The sequence below is a fragment of the Streptomyces sp. NPDC093065 genome, assembly GCF_044754585.1.
Classification (GTDB): domain Bacteria; phylum Actinomycetota; class Actinomycetes; order Streptomycetales; family Streptomycetaceae; genus Streptomyces.
Window position 1 is genome coordinate 176,347 of record NZ_JBIVPJ010000006.1, and the last position, 23,540, is coordinate 199,886.

26 protein-coding genes are annotated in these 23,540 nt (G+C 73.6%); 8 read left to right on the forward strand and 18 right to left on the reverse strand.

Annotated elements, in window-relative coordinates:
- Positions 1–32: 32 nt before the first annotated feature.
- Positions 33–2,174: an alkaline phosphatase family protein gene (locus tag ACIQFU_RS13275; protein ID WP_402551130.1), complete on the reverse strand. Its 2,142-nt coding sequence runs from the start codon at positions 2,172–2,174 to the stop codon at positions 33–35.
- A gap of 116 nt (positions 2,175–2,290) precedes the next feature.
- Positions 2,291–2,692, reverse strand: coding sequence for a hypothetical protein (locus ACIQFU_RS13280; protein ID WP_402551392.1), 402 nt, complete (start codon positions 2,690–2,692; stop codon positions 2,291–2,293).
- 94 nt (positions 2,693–2,786) lie between these two features.
- On the opposite strand from ACIQFU_RS13280, the gene ACIQFU_RS13285 reads away from it, so the two are divergent.
- Together ACIQFU_RS13285 and ACIQFU_RS13290 are read left to right on the forward strand one after the other, a co-directional pair.
- Entirely contained in the window at positions 2,787–3,560 is a 774-nt protein-coding gene (locus ACIQFU_RS13285; protein WP_402551131.1) for an MBL fold metallo-hydrolase, read from the forward strand.
- Positions 3,557–4,183: a DedA family protein gene (locus tag ACIQFU_RS13290; RefSeq protein ID WP_402551132.1), complete on the forward strand. Its 627-nt coding sequence runs from the start codon at positions 3,557–3,559 to the stop codon at positions 4,181–4,183. The genes ACIQFU_RS13285 and ACIQFU_RS13290 overlap by 4 nt, the downstream gene beginning before the upstream one ends.
- Positions 4,184–4,231: 48 nt before the next feature.
- Here ACIQFU_RS13290 and ACIQFU_RS13295 read toward each other — a convergent pair whose 3' ends face one another.
- From ACIQFU_RS13295 to ACIQFU_RS13325, 7 genes are all read right to left on the reverse strand, one after another.
- Positions 4,232–5,272, reverse strand: coding sequence for an MBL fold metallo-hydrolase (locus ACIQFU_RS13295; protein WP_402551134.1), 1,041 nt, complete (start codon positions 5,270–5,272; stop codon positions 4,232–4,234).
- A complete protein-coding gene (locus ACIQFU_RS13300) occupies positions 5,269–6,648 on the reverse strand; it encodes an aminotransferase class I/II-fold pyridoxal phosphate-dependent enzyme (protein ID WP_402551136.1) in 1,380 nt (459 codons plus the stop codon). The genes ACIQFU_RS13295 and ACIQFU_RS13300 overlap by 4 nt, the downstream gene beginning before the upstream one ends.
- Before the next feature lie 411 nt (positions 6,649–7,059).
- A complete protein-coding gene (locus tag ACIQFU_RS13305) occupies positions 7,060–8,034 on the reverse strand; it encodes a hypothetical protein (protein ID WP_402551137.1) in 975 nt (324 codons plus the stop codon).
- A gap of 139 nt (positions 8,035–8,173) precedes the next feature.
- Complete coding sequence (locus tag ACIQFU_RS13310; protein ID WP_402551139.1) at positions 8,174–8,974, reverse strand: RNA polymerase sigma factor SigF; 801 nt, start codon at positions 8,972–8,974, stop codon at positions 8,174–8,176.
- A gap of 291 nt (positions 8,975–9,265) precedes the next feature.
- Positions 9,266–9,682 carry a VOC family protein gene (locus ACIQFU_RS13315; RefSeq protein WP_402551141.1) on the reverse strand — a complete coding sequence of 139 codons (417 nt, stop codon included), beginning with the start codon at positions 9,680–9,682 and terminating at the stop codon, positions 9,266–9,268.
- A gap of 5 nt (positions 9,683–9,687) precedes the next feature.
- Positions 9,688–10,116 carry a helix-turn-helix transcriptional regulator gene (locus ACIQFU_RS13320; protein WP_402551143.1) on the reverse strand — a complete coding sequence of 143 codons (429 nt, stop codon included), beginning with the start codon at positions 10,114–10,116 and terminating at the stop codon, positions 9,688–9,690.
- 67 nt (positions 10,117–10,183) lie between these two features.
- A complete protein-coding gene (locus ACIQFU_RS13325) occupies positions 10,184–12,574 on the reverse strand; it encodes an ATP-binding cassette domain-containing protein (protein ID WP_402551145.1) in 2,391 nt (796 codons plus the stop codon).
- 198 nt (positions 12,575–12,772) lie between these two features.
- Here ACIQFU_RS13325 and ACIQFU_RS13330 point away from each other — a divergent pair, with 198 nt between their 5' ends.
- Positions 12,773–13,171 (forward strand): DUF2795 domain-containing protein, encoded by a 399-nt coding sequence (locus ACIQFU_RS13330; RefSeq protein WP_402551146.1) that lies wholly within the window; start codon positions 12,773–12,775, stop codon positions 13,169–13,171.
- A 20-nt stretch (positions 13,172–13,191) separates the two neighbouring features.
- A complete protein-coding gene (locus tag ACIQFU_RS13335) occupies positions 13,192–13,734 on the forward strand; it encodes a type 1 glutamine amidotransferase domain-containing protein (protein ID WP_402551147.1) in 543 nt (180 codons plus the stop codon).
- A gap of 66 nt (positions 13,735–13,800) precedes the next feature.
- Here ACIQFU_RS13335 and ACIQFU_RS13340 read toward each other — a convergent pair whose 3' ends face one another.
- Positions 13,801–14,079, reverse strand: a complete 279-nt coding sequence (locus ACIQFU_RS13340) for a DUF6158 family protein (protein WP_402551148.1) — start codon at positions 14,077–14,079, stop codon at positions 13,801–13,803.
- 62 nt (positions 14,080–14,141) lie between these two features.
- On the opposite strand from ACIQFU_RS13340, the gene ACIQFU_RS13345 reads away from it, so the two are divergent.
- Entirely contained in the window at positions 14,142–15,263 is a 1,122-nt protein-coding gene (locus tag ACIQFU_RS13345) for a Vms1/Ankzf1 family peptidyl-tRNA hydrolase (protein WP_402551150.1), read from the forward strand.
- A 61-nt stretch (positions 15,264–15,324) separates the two neighbouring features.
- Here the strand turns inward: ACIQFU_RS13345 and ACIQFU_RS13350 are convergent, their stop codons facing one another.
- Positions 15,325–16,944 carry an ABC-F family ATP-binding cassette domain-containing protein gene (locus ACIQFU_RS13350; protein ID WP_402551152.1) on the reverse strand — a complete coding sequence of 540 codons (1,620 nt, stop codon included), beginning with the start codon at positions 16,942–16,944 and terminating at the stop codon, positions 15,325–15,327.
- A 122-nt stretch (positions 16,945–17,066) separates the two neighbouring features.
- Here ACIQFU_RS13350 and ACIQFU_RS13355 point away from each other — a divergent pair, with 122 nt between their 5' ends.
- The 3 genes from ACIQFU_RS13355 (at position 17,067) to ACIQFU_RS13365 (ending at position 19,718) form a co-directional block, all read left to right on the forward strand.
- A complete protein-coding gene (locus ACIQFU_RS13355) occupies positions 17,067–18,572 on the forward strand; it encodes a bifunctional phosphatase PAP2/diacylglycerol kinase family protein (protein ID WP_402551153.1) in 1,506 nt (501 codons plus the stop codon).
- Positions 18,573–18,671: 99 nt separating this feature from the next.
- On the forward strand, positions 18,672–19,493 hold the full coding sequence (locus ACIQFU_RS13360) for a class I SAM-dependent methyltransferase (protein ID WP_402551155.1): 822 nt from the start codon (positions 18,672–18,674) through the stop codon (positions 19,491–19,493).
- Between the two features lie 54 nt (positions 19,494–19,547).
- Positions 19,548–19,718: a hypothetical protein gene (locus tag ACIQFU_RS13365; protein ID WP_007445585.1), complete on the forward strand. Its 171-nt coding sequence runs from the start codon at positions 19,548–19,550 to the stop codon at positions 19,716–19,718.
- A 79-nt stretch (positions 19,719–19,797) separates the two neighbouring features.
- Here the strand turns inward: ACIQFU_RS13365 and ACIQFU_RS13370 are convergent, their stop codons facing one another.
- Genes ACIQFU_RS13370 through ACIQFU_RS13400 form a run of 7 tightly spaced genes read right to left on the reverse strand, consistent with a single transcriptional unit; the run spans position 19,798 to position 23,537 of the window.
- Positions 19,798–20,103, reverse strand: coding sequence for a gas vesicle protein K (locus ACIQFU_RS13370; protein ID WP_402551156.1), 306 nt, complete (start codon positions 20,101–20,103; stop codon positions 19,798–19,800).
- 1 nt (position 20,104) lies between these two features.
- Entirely contained in the window at positions 20,105–20,287 is a 183-nt protein-coding gene (locus ACIQFU_RS13375) for a gas vesicle protein (protein ID WP_003972471.1), read from the reverse strand.
- Positions 20,284–21,120, reverse strand: coding sequence for a GvpL/GvpF family gas vesicle protein (locus ACIQFU_RS13380; protein WP_402551158.1), 837 nt, complete (start codon positions 21,118–21,120; stop codon positions 20,284–20,286). The genes ACIQFU_RS13375 and ACIQFU_RS13380 overlap by 4 nt, the downstream gene beginning before the upstream one ends.
- Positions 21,117–21,443: a gas vesicle protein gene (locus tag ACIQFU_RS13385; protein ID WP_383274705.1), complete on the reverse strand. Its 327-nt coding sequence runs from the start codon at positions 21,441–21,443 to the stop codon at positions 21,117–21,119. Before ACIQFU_RS13385 ends, ACIQFU_RS13380 begins: the two co-directional genes overlap by 4 nt.
- Positions 21,440–22,597, reverse strand: a complete 1,158-nt coding sequence (locus ACIQFU_RS13390) for an SRPBCC family protein (protein WP_402551160.1) — start codon at positions 22,595–22,597, stop codon at positions 21,440–21,442. Before ACIQFU_RS13390 ends, ACIQFU_RS13385 begins: the two co-directional genes overlap by 4 nt.
- Complete coding sequence (locus tag ACIQFU_RS13395) at positions 22,594–23,277, reverse strand: DNA primase (RefSeq protein ID WP_402551162.1); 684 nt, start codon at positions 23,275–23,277, stop codon at positions 22,594–22,596. Before ACIQFU_RS13395 ends, ACIQFU_RS13390 begins: the two co-directional genes overlap by 4 nt.
- Positions 23,274–23,537, reverse strand: coding sequence for a gas vesicle protein GvpG (locus tag ACIQFU_RS13400; RefSeq protein ID WP_402551164.1), 264 nt, complete (start codon positions 23,535–23,537; stop codon positions 23,274–23,276). Before ACIQFU_RS13400 ends, ACIQFU_RS13395 begins: the two co-directional genes overlap by 4 nt.
- Between the last annotated feature and the right edge of the window lie 3 nt (positions 23,538–23,540).

Genomic DNA, 23,540 nt, shown 5'->3' on the forward strand with positions numbered 1-23,540 from the left:
CATGGTCCGGCACGCTCCCGCACCCTTCCAAATCAGGCGCTTTTGTCCTGTACGAACCCGTCCGCGACGGGAAAAGGTGCGCCTTCGACGACCTTCGGCCGCGGTTCCTCCGCCTCCACCGGCACCTGGGGGCCGTTCGACTCGCGCAGCCAGTGGCGAAGCACCCGGTGGACCTGCTCCGCGCCGACGATCTCCTCACCCTGGCCGGCCGGCGCGGACAGCACGGTCGGGGACAGCAGGAAGGCGCGGGACTGGGCGCCGCCGAGTCCGCCGTGCGAGCCGATCTGCTCCTCGAAGGCGAGGACCTCGCCGTCGGCCGGGTCGTGGAAGGAGTTGACCATGATGTCGGCGGTGTGCGGGAAGGTGTGGGTGCGGCGTACGGCGTCGGCGGCGCCGGGACCGAAGGGGGCGAGCGGACCGGGGTCCTCGTCGAGCCGGTCGAGAGGCACCTCGGCGCCGCGCGCGCCGAGCACGACGCCGCCGTGTTCCTCGCTGCGCACCAGCAGGAAGCCGACGCCGGGGTGGTTGGCGAGGGTCGGCAGCAGGGCGGGGTGGCGGGCGTCGATCTCCTCCCGGGTCATCCGGTGCGGGACGTCCGGGAAGGAGACCAGGCCGAGGTTGCCGGAAGCGAGCACGATCGGCTCGGAACGGCGTCCGGTGGGGGTGTCGGCGGGCCGCTGCTGTTCGGCGCCCTCCTCGACGGGGCGGTGCAGGGCGGCCCGTACGGTGTTGCGCGCCTCGGCGCCGCTGCGGGTGCGCCGGGCGCTGCGCGGCACGGGCAGTCCGCAGCCGGCCCGCACCAGGTCGGCGAGGGTCAGGCCGTAGCGGGCGCGGAAGGTCTCCCCGGGGCTCTGGCCGTGGTCGGACAGGACGACGATCCGGTACGAGCGGGGCGCGTGCTCGGCGACCTGCTCGATCAGGGCGAGGGCCCGGTCGAGCCGTCCGAGGACCTTGGCGGCGTCCCGGCTGCCCGGCCCGGAGTGGTGCGCCACCTCGTCGTAGGCCACCAGGTCGGCGTAGACGGCGGTGCGGCCGGCGAGCATGTCGCCCATCACCGCGGCGACGACGACGTCCCGCTCGACGACGGTCGCGAAGGCGCGGACGAAGGGGTAGAGGCCGCCGCGGGATACGCGCGGGCGGACCTTGTGGACGCGGGCGCGGGTGGACTGGCCGATCTCCCGGCACACCTCGGCGACGAAGGACATCGCGGTGCGCACGGCGTTGGCCGGGTCGGAGAAGTAGGCGAAGTAGCCGGCCCGGGAGCGGGTCTCGCGGCTGCGGCGGCGGGTGGCTATGGACAGCACGAGGGCCTGCTCGTCGGCGCCGCCGCCGAAGAGGTTGCCGCGGCTGGCGCCGTCGAGGCTGAGCAGTCCGCCGTCGCCGGTGCGCCGGACGGCGCGGTACTGGAGTTCGGCGGCGCTGGTCGGGCGGTTGCTGACCATGACCTCGCCGGTGTCCTTCTCGTACCAGCGGAAGGCGGGGACGTCGTGGTTGCTGCCGTGCAGGATGCCGAGCTGGCTGGCGCCGGTCTGGCTGGACCAGTCGGTGCGCCAGAGGTCGAGCCGGTGGGTGGCGCGGGCGCCGTCGCGGCCGAGCCAGCGGGCGACGGTGGGCATGGCGCCGCCGTCGACCGCGTCCCGCAGGACGTCGTGGCCGACGCCGTCCAGTTGCAGGAAGACGGTGCCGGGTCCGGCCGGACAGGGCGGCCCGGATCTGCGGCGGCGGTCGGCGAGGCGGTAGAGGCGGCGCCGGTAGGCGTCGTCGTCGCGCACGGCCAGGGCGCCGCCGGTGGCGGAGGCGACGGCGGACATGACGGCGGCCACCACGACCGCCGTCTCGGGGGCGACGCCGCCGCGTCCGGCCGGGTTCACGTCGATCGCGAGGAGCAGCAGTCCGCCGTTGAGGAAGAAGACCAGCAGGCCGAGCACGAGGGCCGGCACCAGGAGCAGCAGGCGGACCATGAGCGGCCAGACCAGGGCGGAGAGCAGACCGAAGGCGCCGGCGCCGACCGCGGCGGTCACGGCGATGTCGGTGGCGCTGTCGCCGTCGGGCGACTGGAGCCGGAAGTCCGGCAGGATCCCGGCGAGCGCGAGCATGGTGAGGGTGGACACGGCCCACACCGCGACACTCCGCCCGATCTGACTGGCGACCCGGCGCCAACGGCCTCCGCTCACGTCCCGCACACCTCACGTCCCCGGCCCGTCGTCCGTGCGGGCCTTCCCCACCCTGCCACAACGCTCCGGAGTGCCCGTTTGTCCCCCCGGGTCCGGTTCACGCCCCGCGGCGGTGGTCAGCGGCCGTCGTACCCGGCCGTCGGCATGGACAGCCTGCGGTGGACGCACGCCTTCATCCACGCGTCGTACGACGGTTCCGCGTGGCCCACGGTCTCGACGCGGACGCCGCGCCGCGCGCACTCCGCGGTGAAGTCGTCGACGGAGGACAGCGCGCTCTCCAGCACCCGGCGGCTCGGCGCCACGAACAGGTCCCGCCCGGGAAGCACCCCGTCCCACAGGGCGTCGTGGTCGTGCCGCAGCCGGCGCACCAGGAGCTGTCGGGCGACGACGTAGCCGTGCTCGGCGGCCCAGTGGGCGCACATGGCGTGCTGGCTGCGGGAGTCGACCAGGAAGGGGTCGTCGTCCAGCTGCTCCAGTGGCGTCAGACTGGCGATCGCCGTCACCCGCACCGGCCCCATGGTGTCCCCCCTCACCTCCCGTCACCTCCCGTTTTCGCCGCCGACCCTACTCCTGGACGTAGGCTTCGGGGAGTCGCGCGAAGGAGGCAAAGAGGTGCCGGTGGAGCTCACGTGGTGGGGTCACGCCACCTGCACGGTCGAGGACTCGGACGTCCGCGTGCTCACCGATCCCCTGTTCGTACGGCGCCTCGCCCACCTGCGGCGCAGGCGGGGCGAGGTGCCGCCGCCGGAGGCCCGGCGTGCGGACGTGGCGCTCGTTTCCCACCTGCACGCCGACCATCTGCATGTGCCGTCGCTCGCGCGGCTTGCGCCGGGCACGCGCCTGCTCGTGCCCCGGGGCGCGCGCCGGGCGGTGCCGGGACTGCGCCGGCTCGGGCACCTGGAGCTGACCGAGATGGCGCCGGGTGACGAGACGACAGTCGGTGACCTGCGGATCCGTGCGGTGCCGGCCCGGCACGACGGGCGGCGGCTGCCGGTCGGACGGCACCGCGCCCCCGCGCTCGGCTATGTCGTCGAGGGTGAGGCTCGGACGTACTTCGCCGGGGACACCGGTCTGTTCGACGGGATGGAGAAGGAGGTCGGGCCGGTCGACGCGGCGCTGCTGCCGGTGGGCGGCTGGGGCCCGTACCTGGGTGCGGAGCACCTGGACGCGGGGCGGGCGGCCGAGGCGCTGGCCCGGCTGGCGCCGCGCACCGCGGTGCCGGTGCACTACGGCACGTACTGGCCGATCGGGATGGACGCCGTGCGCCCCCACGAGTTCCACACGCCGGGCCAGGAGTTCGTGCGCCTGTCGGCGCTGCGCGCGCCGGGGGTGGCGGTGCACCGGCTGGGGCACGGCGAGAGTGTGCGGGTGGAGGTCGCGCGGTGAGCTGGCTGGGGGCCGCGACGCTGAACATACCGACGGAGCCGACGCAGCAGGCGCTCGGCTATCCGTCGCTGTTCCTGCTGGTGCTGATCGGGGCGCTGGTGCCGGTCGTGCCGACGGGTGCTCTGGTCAGTTCGGCGGCGGTGGTGGCGATGCACCAGACGCTGCCGTTCGCCATGCTGATGGTGTTCGCGACGGCGTCGCTGGCCGCGTTCTGCGGGGACATGGCGCTGTACTGGCTGGGCCGGCGCGGGGTCGGCTCGAAGAACGGCTCGCGCTGGCTGGAGGCGATCCGCTCCCGGGCGCCGGAGGACCGGCTGGAGCAGGCGCAGGAGAAACTCGCCGAGCACGACGTGGCGGTGCTGGTCCTGTCCCGGCTGGTGCCGGCCGGCCGGATACCGGTGATGCTGGCCTGCCTGCTGGCGAAGTGGCCGCTGCGGCGTTTCGCGAGGGGCAACCTGCCGGCCTGCCTGGCCTGGGCGGTGACGTACCAGCTGATCGGGATCCTCAGCGGCGCCCTGTTCAGCAAGCCGTGGGAGGGCGTGGCCGCGGCGATCGCCCTGACCGTGCTGGTCAGCGTGGTGCCTGGGGTCTGGCGGCGGTTGCGGGGGCCGGCGAAGGCGTAGGGCCGCGGCGGCCTGCGGATGCCGGGACGGGGGGCGGAGGCGGGGGCGTCACTCCAGCACTCGGGACCCGCCGACCGGCAGGTCCCACAGCCGCTCGCGGGGCAGGCCCGCCTGCTGCCAGGCGGCGCGTACCCGGGTGAGGGGTTCCAGTACCGGCTCCGCGGACAGGACGAAGGTGCCCCAGTGCATCGGCGCCATGTGGCGCGCCCCGACGTCCTGGGCGGCCCGTACCGCCTCCTCGGGATCGCAGTGCACGTCGCTGAGCCACCAGCGGGGGTCGTAGGCGCCGATGGGGAGCAGGGCGAGGTCGATACCGGGGTAGCGGCGGCCGATACGGGTGAACCAGTGGCCGTATCCCGTGTCGCCGGCGAAGTAGACGCGCCGGCCGTCGGCGTCGGTGAGCACCCAGCCGCCCCACAGGGTGCGGCAGGTGTCGGTGAGGCTGCGCTTGGACCAGTGGTGGGCCGGGACGAAGTCGAACCGGACCCCGTTCAGCTCGGTCGCCTCCCACCAGTCCAGCTCGGTGACGCGGGTGAAGCGGCGGCGGTGGAACCAGCGGCCGAGACCGGCGGGCACGAGCACCGGGGTGTCGCGCGGGAGCCTGCGCAGGGTGGGGGCGTCCAGGTGGTCGTAGTGGTTGTGGCTGATGACGACGGCGTCCACGCGGGGCAGGGCGCTCCAGGCGACGCCTACGGGCGTGATCCGGGCCGGGGTGCCGAGGATCCGGCGGGACCAGACCGGGTCGGTGAGCACGGTGAGCCCGCCGATCCGGATCACCCAGCTGGCGTGTCCGGCCCAGGTGACGGCGACCGTGCGCGCGTCGACGCGGGGCAGCGGGCCGGGGGCGTGGGGCAGCCGCGGGATGTCGGCGAGTCCGGCGGGGCCGGGTCTCACCGCTCCCTCGCGGGCGAATCTGGCCAGGGCCTTCAGGCCGGGCAGCGGCGCGGTCAGCCGGTCGTGGAAGGTCCGCGGCCACACCCGGTGCTCGGCCGGGGGCCGGGGTGCGGCGAGCGGCGGGTGGGCGGAGGCCGCGCCGGTGTCCTCGGCGGAGGTGGGGCTGCTCGTGGTCGACCGGGGCTGCTGCGTCATCGAGGGGGCTCCCATCGCTGAGCGTCGCGGAGAGCGTCGAAGACCGACTTCAGACCGGTCAACGCGCGTTGCACGTCGGGCAGTTCCAACGGGTCGGGGGCCAGGAGGGCCTGCGCGCGCCGCTCGTCGGTGCCCGCGTCGAGCAGGGGGCCGGTGGCGAGCCGGACGCGCAGGGCCGGCAGGTCGTCGCCGAAGCGGTGGCCGCCGGGGGCGGGCATGCCCAGCCTGGCGGTGAGGAAGTCCTCCAGTTCCTGGGCGTCGCCGACACCCTCGGCGCCCAGCGCGTCGCGCAGCGGCCCGAGGTCGGCGTACAGGTGGCGGCCGGCCTGCGGGGGCCGGGCGGTGGCGCCCGCGGCGACGACGGCCGCGTGCAGGGCCGCGGCCACGCGCGCGTGCAGACGCACGGCGGCGGCCCGGCGCGTGGCGACCGGCTCGGGTTCGTCGAGCGCGTACCCGGCCGCGGCGGCGACGGGGGCCGCGACCCGGGCGCCGAGTGCGGTGAGCACGTCGAGCACGCGCGCGTGCAGGCCGTTCCCGGCGGCGGAGGCGGGGAAGCGGGCGACGGCGGCCGGCCAGGCCGGCGGCAGCAGCGCGCCGGCCAGGTCGGTGACGACGGTGACCCGCTCGGGCAGCATCTCGGCGGGGCTCAGGATCACGGTGGCGTGCGGGTCGTGCAGGGTGTCGCGCCAGGTCTCGTCGCTGACCAGGTGCAGTCCCTCCCCGGCGGCGGCCTCGACGGTCTCGTGCAGCAGTTCGGGCGGCGCGACGGTGCCGGTCGGGTCGTCGGCGACGGAGAGCACCAGCAGGCGCGGATCGCCCCCCTCGGCGCGCACCCGGCGGACGGTCTCCAGGAGGGCGTACGGGTCGGGTACGCCGCCGGACTCGGCCGGTGTCGGCACGTGGAAGACGGGCCGGCCCAGCAGCCGTGCGTACGGTGCCCACCAGGCGGCGCAGGGGCGGGGCACCAGGACGTCGCCGCCCAGCGCGGCGGTCAGCGCGAGGAGCAGGGCGCCCGCGCCGGGGGCGGCGGCGAGGTGGCCCGGGTCGGTGGTCAGGCCGCGCCGGTCCCAGTAGCCGCTCGCGGCGTCCAGGAGGGCGGGCCCACCGCCGGCCGGTTCCCCGCGAGAGCGGCCCGCCGCGGCTGCGAGCACGGCGGACAGTTCGGGCAGCACCGGCAGCCCGTCATCGGGAAAGTGCGGACCGTACCGGACGGGTCCGTGTCCCACAGGGCCGGCACCCACTCCGGAACGCCCGACGGCACCATGACCGCCCCACCCCACAGCCGGACCTCCGAGACCGGCACCTGCCCCGGAACCCCCGACAGCACCACGACCACCCGGCCCCGCAGCCGGCCCTCCGGAATCCGTACGCCCCATGCATACCTCCGCACCACCCACCCCCGCACCCCCAAGGCCGGGACCCACTCCAAAACGCCCGACGGCACCATGACCGCCCCGCCCCACAGCCGGACCTCCGAGACCGGCACCTGCCCCGGAAGCCCCGACCGCGCCACGACCGCCCGGCCCCGCAGCCGGCCCTCCGAGGCCGGGGCCTGCTCCGGAACGGCCGACGGCACCGTGGCTCCCGGGTTCCGTGGCGGGGTCTTCGGGGTCCGTGCGCCGCATGGGTACCTCCGCGCGGTCCGTGCCGCCTGTCCGTGCCGTGCCCTGTCTCCGTGTCGGTCCGTGTCTGCTCGCCGTTCGTTGATCCCAGTACCCACCCTGCGGCCCCGCCATGGCTGCGGGTCCGGTTGCGCGGGTCACAGGCCGGGCCGGCGCCCGCGCGAGTCAGCGCTCCCCGTCCTCCCCGCGCAGGCGCAGCCGCAGCCGGTGCGCGGCCGCGGCGCACGCGCCCGCGATCAGCAGGCCGCCGGCGACCAGGGCGGGCACCGAGTCGCCGAAGGAGCCGCCGGCGCCGGCCTGCACCCCGTGCTCCGCCTTCGCACCGCCGCAGGACGTGCCCTGCGTGGCGGCGTCGCCGCGCGGCGAGGTGGTCTCGGGGCACGCGGGCTTGGCGGGGGCGCACGGCGTGCCGTGCGTGGAGGTTCCCGCGCGCGGGGCGGTGGACTCCCGGCACGCCGGCTGGGCGGCACCGGCACCGGCACCGCTTTCCCCGGGCACGCTCATGGTGGCGCTCCAGGGGGCGCCGCCCTCGCCGCCCGAGGCGTCCGGGCAGGCGCCGTCCACGGTCCAGTCGTCGGTGGCCCCGGCGGATCCCTCCGTGTCCGCCCAGCCCTCGGTCTCGGCCGAGCCCGAGGTGTCCGCCGGGCCCCCGGTGTCCGCGCCCCCCGGGTCGGCGGCGTCCCCCGCGTCCCCGGCGTCCTGTTCGGCCGCGAAGTCCTCGGTGGTGGCTATGCGCGCGGTGCCGCGGTAGGTCGGCCCGGACGCCGTCCCCCCGTCGTCCGCCACCTTGCGCAGCGCGACCGTGCCCTCCTCGAAGGCCGCCGAGGTGGCGTCGAGGCTCGCGGGCGCGGCCGCCCCGCCGGTCGGGGCGCACGAGACCGAGACGGTGACGGTGTCGCCCGGAGCGGCGTCCGCCGGGCTCACCTGCGCGGCGGTCCGCCCGGCGGACGGCTGGAGGGCGTCCCCGGCAGTCGGCGGGGGCACGGCTGCCGAATCGTCGGCGGACGGCGGGGCGACGGGCTCCCCCGCGTCGCCGGGCGGCGGCGGGACGCCGGGGTCGGCCACGACGGCCCCCACCGGGACGCCCAGGGCGGCGCTGGCCAGGACGGCGACGGACAGGGCGCGGGCGGTGCGGCGCATGGGGCGGGCTCCTTCGAGCGACGGCTGCGGGGGCACGGCGCTCGCGCCCCTCGGCCATCACAGCCCGCCGGGTGGGTGGGCGCCCGTCACCGTGCGCCGTTCGCGCGAACGCGGCGCCCGGGCGGGTGAGCCCGAGGTTTCACGCCCCCGGACCCGGATCCCGCATGACCTGCTCCCGCACCCGGTCGCAGCAGCGGGTGATCAGCCGGGAGACGTGCATCTGGGAGATGCCGAGCTGTTCGGCGATGCGGCTCTGCGTCATGTCGTCGAAGAACCGCATGTAGAGGATGGCGCGTTCGCGCGGCGGCAGCGCGGCCAGCCGGTCCTTGACGGCCTCGCGGTCGACGACCGTGTCCAGGGCCGGGTCGGTGGCGCCGAGCGCGTCACCCAGCGAGTAGCCGTCCTCGCTGCCGGGGAGCTCGGCGTCCAGCGACAGGGCCGTGAAGCTCTCCAGCGCCTCCAGCCCGACGCGGACGTCCTCCTCGCTCAGGTCGGCGTGCTCGGCGATCTCGGTGACGGTGGGCCTGCGGCCCGGGATGGTCTGGGACAGGTCCTGGCCGGCGAAGCGCACGCGGTTGCGCAGTTCCTGGACCCGGCGCGGTACGTGCAGGGTCCACATGTGGTCGCGGAAGTGGCGCTTGATCTCGCCCGTGATGGTGGGCACGGCGTAGCTCTCGAAGGCGTTGCCGCGCTCGGGGTCGTACCGGTCGACGGCCTTGACGAGGCCGAGGGCCGCGACCTGGCGCAGGTCCTCGTAGCTCTCGCCGCGGCTGCGGAACCGTCCCGCCAGCCGTTCGGCCATGGGCAGCCATGCCTCGACGATCCGGTCGCGGACCGCGTCGCGTTCGGGACCGTCGGGAAGGCCGGCGAGCCGACGGAAGGCGTCGGCCGTGTCGGGGGCGTCGTCGTGCGGGTGCTTCACACTGGCGTGGATCGGCATGGTGCGTCGCAACTCCCTCGGAGCGCGGGATCCCGCCGTCGCGCCGGGCGGGTGCCCGGTCGGTGCGGTCCGTATCGGGGGCGACCGGGAGGCGGGCGGCCTCCGGCCCGCGATGCGGGCGGCACCGGTACGACGACGCGGCCCTGGGGGTCGGGCGGTCACCGTGGGAGGGCGTCCGGCCGCGCTCGGACGCATCCGTGGCGGCCCAGCGCCGCTCCCACGGACGTGCCTCCTGTCCGAAGCACTGAACTTGCGCCTGCCCCCTGTGCCCCACGGCAAACACACGGATTCTCAGTCCTTGCGCGGCTGGTTGATGCGCAGCATGTTGCCGGCCGGGTCGCGGAAGGCGCAGTCGCGGACGCCGTAGGGCTGGTCGACCGGCTCCTGGAGGACTTCGGCGCCCGCGGCGCGGACGTGCTCGAAGGTGGCGTCGACGTCGTCGGTGGTGAGGACGACGCCGCGCAGGTGCCCCTTGGCCAGGAGTTCGGCCATGGCCTCCTTGTCGGCGGCCGACGCGTTGGGGTCCGCGAGCGGGGGTTCGAGGACCATGTCCACGTCGGGCTGGTCCGGGGAGCCGACGGTCACCCAGCGCATTCCTGCGTGGCCGACGTCGTTGCGGACGTCCATGCCGAGCACGTCCCGGTAGAAGGCGAGCGCCTTGTCGTGGTCGTCGACGGCTATGAAGCACTGCGAGAGGCTGATGTCCATGTGTGTCACGCTACGGGCGGTGGCGCGGGGGTCGCTTCTCCGTTCCTGACGGGCCGGGTGTGGACCTTGGCGACGCAGGCGGGGACGGCGGCGCCGTCGGAGTGGTCGCGGTTGCGGTAGGCGCTCGGGCTCTCGCCGACCAGTTCGGTGAACCGCGAGCTGAACGAGCCCAGCGAGGTACAGCCGACCGCGAAGCAGACCTCGGTGACGCTCATGTCGCCGCGCCGCAGCAGCGCCATGGCGCGCTCGACGCGGCGTGTCATCAGGTAGCTGTACGGCGTTTCCCCGTAGGCGGCGCGGAAGCTGCGGGAGAAGTGGCCCGCCGACATGAGGGCGACGCGGGCCAGCGCCGGCACGTCGAGCGGCTCGGCGTACTCGCGGTCCATCAGGTCGCGTGCCCGGCGCAGCCGGGCCAGGTCCTCCAGCGTCGTCACCCGACCACGATCCCACAGCGCCGGACGCTCCGGCTGGCGTTCCGGGCGCCGTGGGCCGTCGCCGGTGTCAGGCGCCGACGTAGGCGGCGAGGTGCTCGCCGGTGAGGGTGGAGCGGTCGGCGACGAGGTCGGCGGGGGTGCCCTCGAAGACGATCCGGCCGCCGTCGTGACCCGCGCCGGGGCCGAGGTCGATGATCCAGTCGGCGTGCGCCATGACGGCCTGGTGGTGCTCGATGACGACAACCGACTTGCCGGCGTCGACGAGGCGGTCGAGCAGGCCGAGCAGTTGCTCGACGTCGGCGAGGTGCAGGCCGGTGGTGGGCTCGTCGAGGACGTACACACCGCCCTTCTCGTTCATGTGGGTGGCCAGCTTGAGCCGCTGCCGCTCGCCGCCGGAGAGGGTGGTGAGCGGCTGGCCCAGGGTGAGGTAGCCGAGGCCCACGTCGTCGAGCCGTTCGAGGATCTTGTGTGCGGCGGGCAGGCGCGCGTCCCTGGCGCCGAAGAACTCCTTGGCGCGGTCCACCGACATCGCGAGCACCTCGCTGATGTCGCGGCCGCCGAAGCGGTACTCCAGCACGGCGGGCTGGAACCGCTTGCCCTCGCAGTCCTCGCAGGGGGCGGCGACGCCGGCCATCATCGCCAGGTCGGTGTAGATGACACCGGCGCCGTTGCAGGTGGGGCAGGCCCCCTCGGAGTTGGCGCTGAACAGGGCCGGCTTCACGCCGTTGGCCTTGGCGAAGGCCTTGCGGATCGGGTCGAGCAGTCCGGTGTACGTCGCGGGGTTGCTGCGCCGCGACCCCTTGATGGGGCTCTGGTCGACCGATACGACGTCGGCGCCGGCCGGGACCGAGCCGTGGATCAGGGAGCTCTTGCCGGAGCCCGCCACGCCAGTGACCACGCAGAGGACGCCGAGCGGGACGTCGACGTCGACGTCCCGCAGGTTGTGCGTGTTCGCGCCGCGGATCTCCAGGGCTCCGGTGGGCTTGCGGACCGACTCCTTGAGGACGGCCCGGTCGTCGAGGTGGCGGCCGGTGACGGTGTCGGCGGTCCGCAGCTCCTCGACGGTGCCCTCGAAGCAGACGGTGCCGCCGGCGGTGCCCGCGCCGGGGCCGAGGTCGACGACGTGGTCGGCGATCGCGATGGCCTCCGGCTTGTGCTCGACGACGAGGACGGTGTTGCCCTTGTCCCGCAGGCGCAGCAGCAGGTCGTTCATCCGCTGGATGTCGTGGGGGTGCAGTCCGACGGTGGGCTCGTCGAAGACGTACGTGGTGTCGGTGAGCGAGGAGCCGAGGTGGCGGATCATCTTGACGCGCTGTGCCTCACCGCCGGACAGGGTGCCCGCCGGCCGGTCGAGGGAGAGGTAGCCGAGGCCGATCTCCACGAAGGAGTCGAGGGTGTCCCGCAGGGCCGTGAGCAGCGGTGCCACCGAGGGCTCGTCGAGGTCGCGGACCCACTGCGCCAGGTCCCGGATCTCCATCGCGCAGGCGTCGGCGATGCTGATCTTCCCGATCTTGGAGGACCGGGCGCCCTCACTGAGCCGGGTGCCCTCGCACTCGGGACAGGTGGTGAAGGTGACGGCCCGCTCCACGAAGGCCCTGATGTGCGGCTGCATCGCCTCCTTGTCCTTGGACAGGAAGGACTTCTGGATCTTCGGGATGAGCCCTTCGTAGGTGAGGTTGACGCCGTTGACCTTCACCTTGACCGGCTCGCCGTACAGGAAGTCCCGCAGCTCCTTGTCGGTGTACTGGCGGATCGGCTTGTCCGGGTCGACGAAGCCGGACTGGGCGTAGACCTGCACGGTCCACTGGCTGTCCGACTTCCAGCCGGGGATGGTGAAGGCGCCCTCGGCGAGCGACTTGGAGTCGTCGTAGAGCTGGGTGAGGTCGATGTCGGAGACGGTGCCGCGGCCCTCGCAGTGGGTGCACATGCCGCCGGTGCGCTGGAAGGTCGCCTTCACCGCCTTCTTGTTGCCGCGCTCGACGGTGATCGCGCCGCTGGCCCGGACCGAGGCGGTGTTGAAGGAGTAGGCGCTGGGCGGGCCGATGTGCGGCTCGCCGAGGCGGCTGAAGAGGATGCGCAGCATCGCGTTGACGTCGGTGGCGGTGCCGACGGTGGAGCGGGGGTCGGCGCCCATCCGCTGCTGGTCCACGATGATCGCGGTGGTGAGGCCGTCCAGGACGTCGACCTCGGGTCTCGCGAGGGTGGGCATGAAACCCTGGACGAAGGCGCTGTAGGTCTCGTTGATCAGCCGCTGCGACTCGGCGGCGATCGTGTTGAACACCAGCGAGCTCTTGCCCGAGCCGGAGATCCCGGTGAACACCGTCAGGCGACGCTTGGGGATGTCGATGCTGACGTCCTTGAGGTTGTTCTCGCGGGCGCCGTGCACACGGATCCGGTCGTGGCCGTCGGCGACGTGCGACCCGGGCCCCTGCGTGCCCGGCCTCTTGGCGCTGCTCATCGTGTCTCCATCTCTCGGGGGCTCGCTCGACGTGACGCCCTCACTGCCTCGGTGGTCACACGCTAGAGGGGGCACGACGGCCCGCGCTTCTCGATTTCTGATCCGCCCGAAATCGGAACGGACCCGTCCGGGCGAATCCGTGTCGGCCCGCGGTGTCCGGGTACGCGGTCGGCACCCCCTGAGGATCTGGAGGGAGACATGCAGCGAGGCAGCGACCGGATGAGCGTCCACCGCGACGACGAGATGAAGCACGAACTGCAGGGTCTGCTCAGGTCCGGGCACCCCACCCGCAGCGAGGAGTGGAACGACCCGGAACCGGCCGCCGAGGACGATCCGGACGTCATGTACGGACCCGTGACACCGGGCCGCGGACCGACGTACCTGGAGGCCCTGCGGCTCGAGCTGGCCCGGAACCTGACCCGGGGCAGCTTCCCCGCGGGACCGCGGGAACTGACCCGCACACTGCGCCGCGGCAACGCGCCGGACGCCCTCGTCGAGGAGCTGGACCGGCTGCCGCACAAGGCGCGCTACGACAACGTGCAGGAACTGGCGGTGGCTCTCACCGAGGGCGACCGGTCCGGTCCGCGCGGTACATGAAGGAAGGGAGCCCGAACTCCATGCGCATCGCATTTCTCACCGCGCCCGAGGGCGTGGAGCAGGTCGAACTGACCGAGCCGTGGAAGGCGGCGAAGGACGCGGGGCACGACCCCGTGCTCGTCTCCACGCAGTCGGGCGAGATCCAGGGCTTCGACCACCTCGACAAGGCGGATACGTTCCCGGTCGACGAGGTGGTGGGCAACGCGTCCGCCGACTCGTTCGACGGCCTTGTCCTGCCCGGCGGGGTGGCCAACCCGGACTTCCTGCGCACGGACGAGAAGGCCGTGGCGTTCGTCCGGGACTTCTTCGAGCAGGGCCGGCCGGTGGCCGCGATCTGCCACGCGCCGTGGACGCTCGTCGAGGCGGACGTCGTGCGCGGCCGGACCCTGACCTCGTGGCCCAGCCTGCGGACCGACCTGCGCAACGCGGGCGCCACCTGGGTCGACGAGCAGGTCAAGGTCTGCGACGGGGGCAGCAACGTCCTGGTCACCAGCCGCAAGCCGGACGACCTCAAGGCCTTCTGCGAGACCTACCTCGCGGAGTTCGCCAAGGCGGCCGGCTGAGGCGGGCGACCGGTCACACGGCGGACGGGCCACCGGCGAGGGATCGCGGGTGGCCCGCCGTCGCGCTCAGCCACCGGGCGCGGCGCTCTGGCCGCAGCCGCGTTCCCGGGCGCCCTCACGGGTGCGGCCGGCGGCCACCGGACGGCGGGGGTTGCGGCGCAGCCACTCGCCCTCCAGGCCCGCCATGCGGTCGTTGTGGGCCCGCAGCGCGTCGTTCGACCCGTACAGGAGGGTGTCGTGGCGCGTGCGGTGGATGGTCTCCAGCTCTTTCATCAGCTGCTGGTCGTCCAGGCGGCCCGGGTCCACACCGGTCCTGGTGTCGTCCCGCGTGTCGTGTTCGTTCATGCGTCCCGGGTACCCGCCCCGGAGCACTACCACCCCCGAGCGGCACCCGGGAGGGCAGCCACATGGATCTCGCGTTTCTGCACCCCCTCTACGAACACCAGGGGCCCTGGGCCTCCGTCTACGTCGACCTCTCCCGGCACACGGAGGACACCCCCCACGAGCGCGAGCTGACGGCCGCCGCGGTGGCCAGGGAGCTGGCGGAGCAGGGCGCCGACGACGCCACCTGCCAGGCGGTGCGGGAGGCGGTGGACGGACTGCGGCACGCCACCGACCCGCACGGGCGGGCGCTGTTCGCGTGCGCCGGACAGGTGGTCCTCGATCCGCCGCTGGCCCGTCCCCCGTACGGCGGGACCACCGCGGACTGGGCCCCGCTGCCGCACGTCACGCCGCTGCTCGACCTGGCCGGCGAGGACCCGGTGTGCGTGGTGGCGTACGTCGACCGCAAGGGCGCCGACTTCGAGCTGCGCAGTGCGCTGGGCAGCTCGGACGCGGGCGGCGTGACCGGCCGGCAGTGGCCGCTGCACCGTACGAGCAGCGTGGACTGGTCGGAGCGCCACTTCCAGCTCCGGGTGGAGAACACCTGGGAGCACAACGCGGCGGAGATCGCGGACGCGCTCGCGGTGTGCCAGGAGGAGACGGGCGCCGATCTGCTCATCCTGGTGGGCGACGACCGGGAGCGGCGTTCGGTGCACGAGCGGCTGCCGTCGCGTCTGCAGGAGCGCGTCGCCGAGGCCTCGCGCGGTGCCGGGAGCAGGCTGCTGGACGACGAGGTGGAGGGACTGCGCGAGGACCACGTCCGCAGCCGTGCCCGCCAGGACCTGGACCGGTTCCTGGCCGCACGGTCGCCGGACGACGAGGGCCGGGCCGGTGCCGCGGAGGGCGTGCCCGCGCTGGTGGAGGCGGCCCGGGAGCACCGCATCGACGAGCTGCTGGTCATCCCGGACGCCCCCGACACGCACCGTGAGGTGTGGATCGGCGAGGACGCCGACCAGGTGGCGGTGCGCCGTACCGAGCTGAAGACGCTCGGCGAGCAGAACTCCTGGTCGGCGCGGGCGGACGACGCCCTGCTGCGCTCGGCGGTGATGACCGGAGCGCCCGCGATCTCGGTGACGCCGGTGCTGCCGCCGGAGACCGCTCAGAAGGCGCCGGTGGGTGGCCTGGGGGCGCTGCTGCGCTGGAAGTGATCCCGCCGGGATCCGGCGCCCGGATCCCGGTGCCCCGGGGCTACGGGCAGCCCCCCGGACGTCAGCGCGCCCGCTCCACCCGCCGTTCGTCCCAGACCGGCCCCGTCGTCTCGCGCACGCGCCCGTCGCTGCCGAAGACCAGGTACCGGTCGAAGGAGCGGGCGAACCAGCGGTCGTGGGTGACCGCGAGGACCGTGCCCTCGAAGCCCTCCAGGCCCTCCTGGAGGGCTTCGGCCGATTCCAGGTCGAGGTTGTCGGTGGGCTCGTCGAGGAGCAGCGCGGTGACGCCCTGGAGTTCGAGCAGCAGGATCTGGAAGCGGGCCTGCTGGCCGCCGGAGAGCCGGTCGAAGGACTGCTCGGCCTGCTGGGTCAGCTCGTAGCGGCGCAGCCGGGACATGGCGGCGCCCCGGTCCTGGGCGTGCTCGGTCCACAGGATGTCCAGGAGGTTGCGGCCCAGCAGCTCGGGGTGGGCGTGGGTCTGCGCGAAGTGGCCGGGCAGCACGCGCGCCCCGAGCTTCCAGTTCCCGGTGTGGGTCACGTCGTCGCCGGCCAGCAGCCGCAGGAAGTGCGACTTGCCGGAGCCGTTGGAGCCGAGGACGGCGACCCGTTCGCCGTAGAAGACCTCCAGGTCGAAGGGCTTCATCAGGCCGGTGAGTTCCAGCTGTTCGCAGGTGACGGCGCGGACGCCGGTGCGGCCGCCCTTCAGGCGCATCCTGATGTCCTGCTCGCGCGGCGGCTCGGGCGGCGGCCCCGCCTCCTCGAACTTGCGCAGCCTGGTCTGCGCGGCGCGGTAGCGGGAGGCCATGTCCGGGCTGTTCTCGGCTGCCTGACGCAGCGTCAGGACGAGCTTCTTCAACTGGGCGTGCTTCTCGTCCCAGCGGCGGCGCAGTTCCTCGAAGCGGGCGAAGCGTTCGCGGCGGGCCTCGTGGAAGGTGGCGAAGCCCCCGCCGTGCACCCAGGTGTCCGCGCCCGCGGGGCCGGGTTCGACGGAGACGATCTTCTGGGCGGCGCGGGCGAGCAGCTCCCGGTCGTGGGAGACGAACAGCACGGTCTTGCGGGTCTCGGCGAGCCGCTCCTCCAGCCAGCGCTTGCCCGGCACGTCGAGGTAGTTGTCCGGCTCGTCGAGCAGGAGCACCTCGTCGGTGCCACGCAGCAGGGCCTCCAGGACGAGACGCTTCTGCTCACCCCCGGAGAGGGTGTGCACCTGCCGCCACTGGGCCTTCTCGTACGGGATCCCGAGTGCGGCGGTGGTGCAGATGTCCCACAGGGTCTCGGCCTCGTACCCGCGCACCTCGGCCCAGTCGGCGAGCGCCTGCGCGTACGCCAGCTGGGCGGCCTCGTCGTCGACCGTCATGATCGCGTGCTCGGCGGTGTCGACGGCGCGCGCCGCCTCGCGGATCCGGGGCTGCGCCACGGACACCAGCAGGTCGCGCACGGTCGTCTCGTCCCGTACGGAGCCGACGAACTGGCGCATGACGCCGAGGCCGCCGGTGACGGTGACGGAGCCGCCGTGCGGTTTCAGCTCACCGGCCAGCAGGCGCAGCAGGGTGGTCTTGCCCGCGCCGTTGGGTCCGACGAGGGCCACGACGGCCCCCTCCCCCACCCGGAAGGAGACGTCGCCGAGGAGCGCCCTCCCGTCGGGGAGGCAGTACTCCAGGTGCGCGGCTTCGAGGTGACCCATGGGACCGGATTGTGCTGCTCCGGCCGCGCTCCGGGCAAACCGATTTCGGCCGGGCCACGAGCCCGGAGGCACGTGGCGCGGACCACCGACAGGAAACGCCGCCGGCCGGGTAGGCGGGACCCATGAGCCCCGACGTAGACCTCACCGCCACCACGCCCGGCCCGCATCCCCTCCGCAACGGCTTCCTGCGGCTGGACCAGCGGGTGTTCGAGGCCGTCGCCGCCCGCACCTGGCCCGGCGCCGACCCCTTGCTGCCCCGGTTGAGCCGCAGTGCCAACCACGGAGTGCTGTGGTTCGCGGCGGGCGCCGCGCTGGCCGCGTCCCGTACGCCGAGGGCCCGGCGCGCCGCCGCCCGGGGTCTCGCCTCGCTGGGTCTGGCCTCGCTGACGATCAACACCCTCGGCAAGCGCTCGGTGCGCCGGCCCCGGCCGGTCCTCGACCCGGTGCCGCTGGTGCGGCAGCTGAAGCGGCAGCCGATCACGACGTCCTTCCCGTCCGGGCACGCCGCGTCGGCCGCCGCGTTCGCGACCGGTGTCGCGCTGGAGTCCCCGGCGTGGGGCGCGGCGGTGGCCCCGGTGGCCGCCGCGGTCGTCCTGTCCCGGGTGTACACCGGCGTCCACTTCCCGAGTGACGTACTGGCCGGTGCGGCGCTCGGGGCGGGGGCCGCGTTCGCCGTGCGCGGGATGGTGCCGACGCGGGCCCAGCACATCCCGCCGGCCCGGCCGCGCGCCGAGGTGCCCGCGCTGCCCGGCGGCGAGGGACTCGTCATGGTCGCCAACATCGGCTCGGGCACCTCGGACCGGGTGCGGGCCCTGTGCGACGCGCTGCCCGACGCCGAGGTCGTGGAGTGCGAGCCGGGAGACGTCCGGGCCGAGCTCGAGAAGGCGGCCGGCCACGCGCGGGCGCTCGGCGTGTGCGGCGGCGACGGCACCGTGAACGCCGCGGCCGAGATCGCGCTCCGCCACGGGCTGCCCCTCGCGGTCCTGCCCGGCGGCACGCTCAACCACTTCGCCTACGACCTGGGGGTGGAGGACGTACGGGACCTGTGCGGGGCACTGGAGCGGGGCGAGGGGGTGCGGGTGGACGTGGGCCGGTTCGCCTCCGGCGGACGGCGCGGCGTCTTCCTGAACACCTTCAGCCTCGGCGTGTACCCGGAGCTGGTGAACGAGCGTGAGCGCTGGTCGCCCCGGATCGGCGGCTGGCCGGCCGGGGTGCTGGCGGCGGTGCGGGTGCTGCGTGCCGACCGGCACCCGCTGGAGGCCGAGGTGCGCGGCCGCAGGCGCCCGCTGTGGATGCTGTTCGCGGGCAACGGAACGTACCACCGCCGCGGTCTCGCCTCGGGCCGCCGGCTCGATCTCGCGGACGGCCAGTTGGACGTGCGGGTGGTGCACGGCGGCCGCCGGCCCGCCCTGCGCCTGCTCTCCGCGGCCCTCGCCGGACCGCTGACCCGCTCCCCCGCCCACGCGGCGGTGCAGGTGCCCCGGCTGCGCCTGTCGGGGGTGGCGCCGGGCACGCTGATGGCGTACGACGGCGAGCTGACGGAGACCGAGGGCGATCTGACGCTGGAGAAGCTGCCCGAGGCGCTCACGGTGTACCGCCCGCTGCCCGGCGGCGGACTGCTGTCCTGACCTCGCCTGACACTCCGTCAGTCCATATATCAAAACGTGGATCTCACCATGCGGCCGACGGGCGTACCGTGATCGCACTGTCGGGAGAGGGGATCCACCATGCCGAAGCCGCACGAGACCGCCGTCTACACGCACGGGCACCACGAGTCCGTGCTCCGCTCGCACACCTGGCGCACCGCCGAGAACTCCGCCGCCTACCTGCTCGGCCACCTGCGGCCGCACATGCGGATCCTGGACATCGGCTGCGGCCCCGGCACCATCACCGCGGACCTGGCGGAGCTGGTCCCGGACGGCCACGTCACCGGCGTGGACCGGGCTCCGGAGATCGTGGAGCGGGCCCGGGCCACGGCCGCCGGGCGCGGGCTGGACAACACCGGCTTCGCGGTCGCGGACGTGCACGCGCTCGACTACCCGGACGACAGCTTCTGCGTGGTCCACGCCCACCAGGTGCTCCAGCACGTGGGCGACCCGGTGCGGGCGCTGCGCGAGATGAAGCGGGTCGCGCGGCCGAACGGGATCGTCGCCGTCCGTGACTCCGACTACGGCGCCATGACGTGGTTCCCGGCGTCCCCGGGCATGGACGACTGGCTGGACCTGTACCACCGGGTGGCCCGCGCCAACGGGGGCGAACCGGACGCCGGACGCCGGCTGAAGGCGTGGGCGCTCGAGGCCGGGTTCACCGACGTCACGGCGACCTCGGCCACCTGGACCTTCGCCACGCCCGAGGAACGGGAGTGGTGGAGCGGCCTGTGGGCGGACCGGACCCTGGCGTCGGCGTACGCCGAACGCGCCACCGGGGGCGGCCACGCGACCCCCGGGGAACTGCGCGCCGTCTCGGCGGCGTGGCGGGAGTGGGGAAAGCGGCCGGAAGGCTGGTTCAGCGTCCTGCACGGGGAGATTCTGTGCCGAAAGGAGGCGTGACCGACGCCTGTTCGGTGAATTTCGGGAAACCAGTACGGCAGGAGGTTCAACATTATGGTTCCGCTTCTGCTCGTACTGCTTCTCGCGATCGTCCTTTTCGGCGTCGGGTTCGCGGTGAAGATTCTCTGGTGGATCGCTCTGGCGGTTCTGGTCCTGTGGCTGATCGGTTTTCTGGCCCGCGGGACGAAGACCGGCGGCGGCAGGGGCCGCTGGTACCGGTGGTGAACGGCCGGTGACGCACGGCAGGTGACGCGACACGGATGACGGACGACGGGTGACGAGGCTGCTGCCCCGGGAGTGACGCTCACTCCCGGGGCAGCAGCGGTCCCAGCGGCCCGAGGTCCAGGTTCAGGTCCTCGGGCCGCAGTCCGTACCGGTCGCGCAGTTCCGTCATGCGGTCGTCGAGGAGCATCAGGGTGAGCCCGATCCGCTCCTCCTGGTCCTCGCTCAGGTCCCCCTCGTCGACGCGGCGCAGCGCTTGGCGTTCCATGAGCTGGCGCAACAGCTCGACGACCGTCAGCACCAGCTTGATCAGGTCGCGCTCCACCGTGTCGGGTTCCAGCTCCAGGCGGCGCCTGCGCGGCTCGGGAGGTTCGGGCTGTCCGGTCATGTCAGTCCCCGAACGGTGAGGGGACGTTGCGGTTGACCGAGCTGATCAGCGCGTTCAGATCGATGCGGACCAGGTCGACGTCCGCGATGCGCAGCGTCACGTCGCCGGTGATGACGACTCCGCCGGCCAGCAGCCGGTCGAGCAGGTCCACGAGGGCGATCTCACGGCGCTCCACGACGGTCACGATTCCTCCCCCGCTTTCTCGCCGGCGGCCTGACCGGAGGCGTCCGCGGCGTCCTCTCCCCGGCCGGTCTCCTCTCCGGCGAAGGAATAGGCAGCCCACGGTCCGGTGAGTTCCACCCGAATTCCGGGGGCGTCGCCCTTCGTGCGGTCCACCATTTCCACGAATTCCTCGGACGCGTCACGGCCCACCAGATAGGCGGCATTGAGGACGTTCCGTCCGGCGGCCCCGGAAAGGCGCGGATTCTGCGGAGCGTGCAGCCGCGCGTCGTCGGCCCGGCCGGACAGCGACGCGTGCAGACCCGTGGCGAATTCCTCGGCCCTGCTCCACAGGTCCTCGTTCGCCCGGGACTGCCGGCGCCGCTGTCGCAGGTAGTCCCGGCCGGAGGCGGGTTTCGGTGCGGGCCGGGCCGGCTCGGCCCCGGCCTGCTCCGTCCGCTCCGCCTCGACGAACACCTTCACGCCCCACTCCACCCGCCCGTTCAGCCGGTCGAGCGTGCGCCGGAAGGCCGCCTCGCGCTCCTGAAGCATCTGGCGTACGCCGCTGTCGTCCCGGAAGACGGTGGCCAGCCGGAGCGGCAGCGGCGTGGTCACCGCGGTGAGCGCGTCGACGATCTGCTGGTGGGCGCGGGCGGTGGCGGTCAGCCAGTCCAGGTCCTCCAGGTGGGCACGCAGCGCCTCCTCGCTGAAGTCGGCCTCGGGCACGTGGCTGACGACGGCCACCAGGTCGCCGTGCGGCAGCAGCCGGGGCGGATCGCCCGCCACCCCCGTGAGCTGGGCCTGGAGGGCCGCGTCGAAGGGGCGGCAGACGGCGTAGACGTAGCGCAGTCCGGTCACGACGCCTCCCTCGGTACGCGGCCCGGGTCCAGCTCGCGCAGGCGTTCGCGGAGCGCCGCGTTCTCCCGGGTGAGCTCGTCGTGCCGGGCGCGCGAGGACAGGGCGGGGTCGCTCTCCCACCAGTCGATGCCCATCTCCTTGGCCTTGTCGACGGAGGCGACGACGAGCCGCAGCTTGATCGTCAGCAGCTCGATGTCGAGCAGGTTGATCTTGATGTCGCCCGCGATCACGACTCCCTTGTCGAGCACCCGCTCCAGGATGTCGGCGAGGTTGGCGCTCTGTCCCTGGCCGTAGGGGTCGGGCAGTCGGCTGGGGGTGGTCATCGACGGCTCCCGCCCTCGGCGTCCTCGTACTCCTCACGGGACGCGTACTCGTCCTCCCCGGATTCCTTGTCCGCCTCGGGCTCCTCCTCGTACTCGCCCTCCGGCTCCTCCTCGTACCCCTCCTCTGTCTCGCCCTCCGGCTCCTCCTCGTACGCCTCCTCGGGCTCTTCCTCGTCCTCGTACTGGCCTTCGGGCTCTTCCTCGTCGTCGCCCTCGTAGGCGCCCTCGGGCTCCTGCTCCGAGTCGTCCTGCTGGTCCTGCCGCTGCTCCTCTTCCTCCTCCGCCACCGCGTCCTCGTGGCTGCGGACGACCTCGCCGTCGCGGATCTCGCCGCGCCAGCCGTCGTCGGCCTCGCCCTTGAGGGTGATGTGGCGGACGTAGTTCTTGAGGTCGAGCCGGGCCCGGCGGCCCTGGGCGCGCCAGATGTTGCCGGTCTTCTCGAACAGGCCCTTGGGGTAGTACTCGATGACCAGGACCACGCGGGTCAGGCTGGGGGCGAGCTCGTGGAAGCTGACGACACCCTTGGTGGAGCCCTTCGCGCCCTCGGACGTCCAGGAGATCCGGTCGTCGGGCACCTGCTCGGTGGTCGTCGCCTTCCAGCTGCGGTTTGACCAGAAGACCTTCAGCTGCCAGTCGGAGGTCGTGTCGTCGGCGCGGTTCGCGCTCTTGACGCCCTTGGCGAAGGTGCTGAAGTCCTGGTACTGGGTCCACTGGTCGTAGGCCGTGCGCAGCGGCACGCCGACGTCGACGTACTCGATGATGACCGTCGGCTTCTGACCGCCGCCGCCCTTCTTGTGGCCCTTGCCGCCGGTGAGGTTCTTGAAGGCGCCGACCACGTTGTCCTTCACCTTGCCGGCGCCGACCTCGAAGGCGGCCCGCATCGGGCTCTTGCCCTCGGCGAGCTTGCGTCCGCCGTCGAGGGCGAGCTTGGCGAATCCGGGGCTGTTGCCCTCGGCTATGTCGTTGAGCTTGCCGGTGGTCTCGCCGAGTTTGGTGCCGAGGCCGGTCAGCAGCCGGGTGGCCTGGGCGGCGAGGTAGTCCTGCACCTCGGCCTTGAGGCGGTCGGCCGCCTCGCTCTGCGCCACGTCGGCCAGCGGATTCTTCTTCGCGGCGTCTCCTGCCTTGGAGGTCGCGGATCCGAGTGCGTCGCTCATCGCTCACCACCGCCCTTCGGCCGACGGGCACCAGGCGTCTTCTTGGCGGCCGCCTTCTTCGCGGGCTGGGCCCGCTTCGCAGCGGCCTTCTTCGCGGGGGCCTTGGCGGCGGCCTTCTTCGCGGGAGCCTTGGCCGGCGTCTTCTTGGCCGTCTTCCGCGCTTCGGAGGTGGCCTTCCCGGCCGGCCGCTCGCGCCGCGGCCGGGGCCTGTCCTCACGCCGTTCCTCGGGCTCCTCGCGCTGTTCGGCGGGCACTTCCTGTCCCTCGTGCTCCTCGGGCTCCTCGTACTCCGAGTCCTCCGAGCCCTCGGAGTCGCGGGAGTCGCGGGAGTCGTCGGATCCGACGCCGGGGACCTGGGACGCCGCGCCGGAGAGCTGGTCGCGCACCTCGGCGGTGCGTCCGTGCAGCCGGTCGGCGAGCGCGTCGATCTGCCGCTCGACCATGGCGCCGGAGGCCGCCTTGCCCACACCCCTGAGATCCGTGCGCAGCTGGTCCCCGATCTCCTTGAACTGGGGGTTGTTCTGCAGTTGCCCGGAGACCAGTTCGGCGATGCCCTTCGGGGTCAGGTTCATCTTCTTGCCGGCCACCATGGTGCCCACGGCGACCGCGAGTTTCAGTTTCTTGGTGCGTCCCAGCAGATATCCGGCCCCTACCGCGAGGCCCATTCCCACTCGATTCATCGTGCCGTCCCGTTACCCAATCCCGCGCTCGTGCGCGTAGCGGTCTCCAACCGGTCCAGAAGCTCGTCCTCCTGTCGGTCGAACTCCTCCTCGGAGATCTCGCCGGCCTCCAACTGCTCTTCGAGGCGGGCAAGTTCGGCCCGTACCGTGGCGGGGTCGTAGTAGATCCGCTCGGCCTCGTCCAGCACCTGTCTGATGGCCCAGGCGCTGCCGCGCACCGGTGCGAACGGCAGCAGCAGGACCTCCGAGATCAGTCCCATGTC

Excerpts from the sequence above, each read along its gene's own strand:
- ACIQFU_RS13300 (WP_402551136.1), bottom strand. The coding sequence starts at position 6,648 with ATGGGGCGTACGGATTCCGGAGGGCCGGCTGCGGGGCCGGGTGGTCGT.
- ACIQFU_RS13400 (WP_402551164.1), bottom strand. The coding sequence starts at position 23,537 with ATGGGACTGATCTCGGAGGTCCTGCTGCTGCCGTTCGCACCGGTGCGC.
- ACIQFU_RS13305 (WP_402551137.1), bottom strand. The coding sequence starts at position 8,034 with ATGCGCCGCACCGCCCGCGCCCTGTCCGTCGCCGTCCTGGCCAGCGCC.
- ACIQFU_RS13370 (WP_402551156.1), bottom strand. The coding sequence starts at position 20,103 with ATGACCGGACAGCCCGAACCTCCCGAGCCGCGCAGGCGCCGCCTGGAG.
- ACIQFU_RS13310 (WP_402551139.1), bottom strand. The coding sequence starts at position 8,974 with ATGCCGATCCACGCCAGTGTGAAGCACCCGCACGACGACGCCCCCGAC.
- ACIQFU_RS13385 (WP_383274705.1), bottom strand. The coding sequence starts at position 21,443 with ATGACCACCCCCAGCCGACTGCCCGACCCCTACGGCCAGGGACAGAGC.
- ACIQFU_RS13330 (WP_402551146.1), top strand. The coding sequence starts at position 12,773 with ATGCAGCGAGGCAGCGACCGGATGAGCGTCCACCGCGACGACGAGATG.
- ACIQFU_RS13335 (WP_402551147.1), top strand. The coding sequence starts at position 13,192 with ATGCGCATCGCATTTCTCACCGCGCCCGAGGGCGTGGAGCAGGTCGAA.
- ACIQFU_RS13390 (WP_402551160.1), bottom strand. The coding sequence starts at position 22,597 with ATGAGCGACGCACTCGGATCCGCGACCTCCAAGGCAGGAGACGCCGCG.
- ACIQFU_RS13395 (WP_402551162.1), bottom strand. The coding sequence starts at position 23,277 with ATGAATCGAGTGGGAATGGGCCTCGCGGTAGGGGCCGGATATCTGCTG.
- ACIQFU_RS13315 (WP_402551141.1), bottom strand. The coding sequence starts at position 9,682 with ATGGACATCAGCCTCTCGCAGTGCTTCATAGCCGTCGACGACCACGAC.
- ACIQFU_RS13280 (WP_402551392.1), bottom strand. The coding sequence starts at position 2,692 with ATGGGGCCGGTGCGGGTGACGGCGATCGCCAGTCTGACGCCACTGGAG.
- ACIQFU_RS13325 (WP_402551145.1), bottom strand. The coding sequence starts at position 12,574 with ATGAGCAGCGCCAAGAGGCCGGGCACGCAGGGGCCCGGGTCGCACGTC.
- ACIQFU_RS13360 (WP_402551155.1), top strand. The coding sequence starts at position 18,672 with ATGCCGAAGCCGCACGAGACCGCCGTCTACACGCACGGGCACCACGAG.
- ACIQFU_RS13345 (WP_402551150.1), top strand. The coding sequence starts at position 14,142 with ATGGATCTCGCGTTTCTGCACCCCCTCTACGAACACCAGGGGCCCTGG.
- ACIQFU_RS13350 (WP_402551152.1), bottom strand. The coding sequence starts at position 16,944 with ATGGGTCACCTCGAAGCCGCGCACCTGGAGTACTGCCTCCCCGACGGG.
- ACIQFU_RS13295 (WP_402551134.1), bottom strand. The coding sequence starts at position 5,272 with ATGACGCAGCAGCCCCGGTCGACCACGAGCAGCCCCACCTCCGCCGAG.
- ACIQFU_RS13340 (WP_402551148.1), bottom strand. The coding sequence starts at position 14,079 with ATGAACGAACACGACACGCGGGACGACACCAGGACCGGTGTGGACCCG.
- ACIQFU_RS13365 (WP_007445585.1), top strand. The coding sequence starts at position 19,548 with ATGGTTCCGCTTCTGCTCGTACTGCTTCTCGCGATCGTCCTTTTCGGC.
- ACIQFU_RS13355 (WP_402551153.1), top strand. The coding sequence starts at position 17,067 with ATGAGCCCCGACGTAGACCTCACCGCCACCACGCCCGGCCCGCATCCC.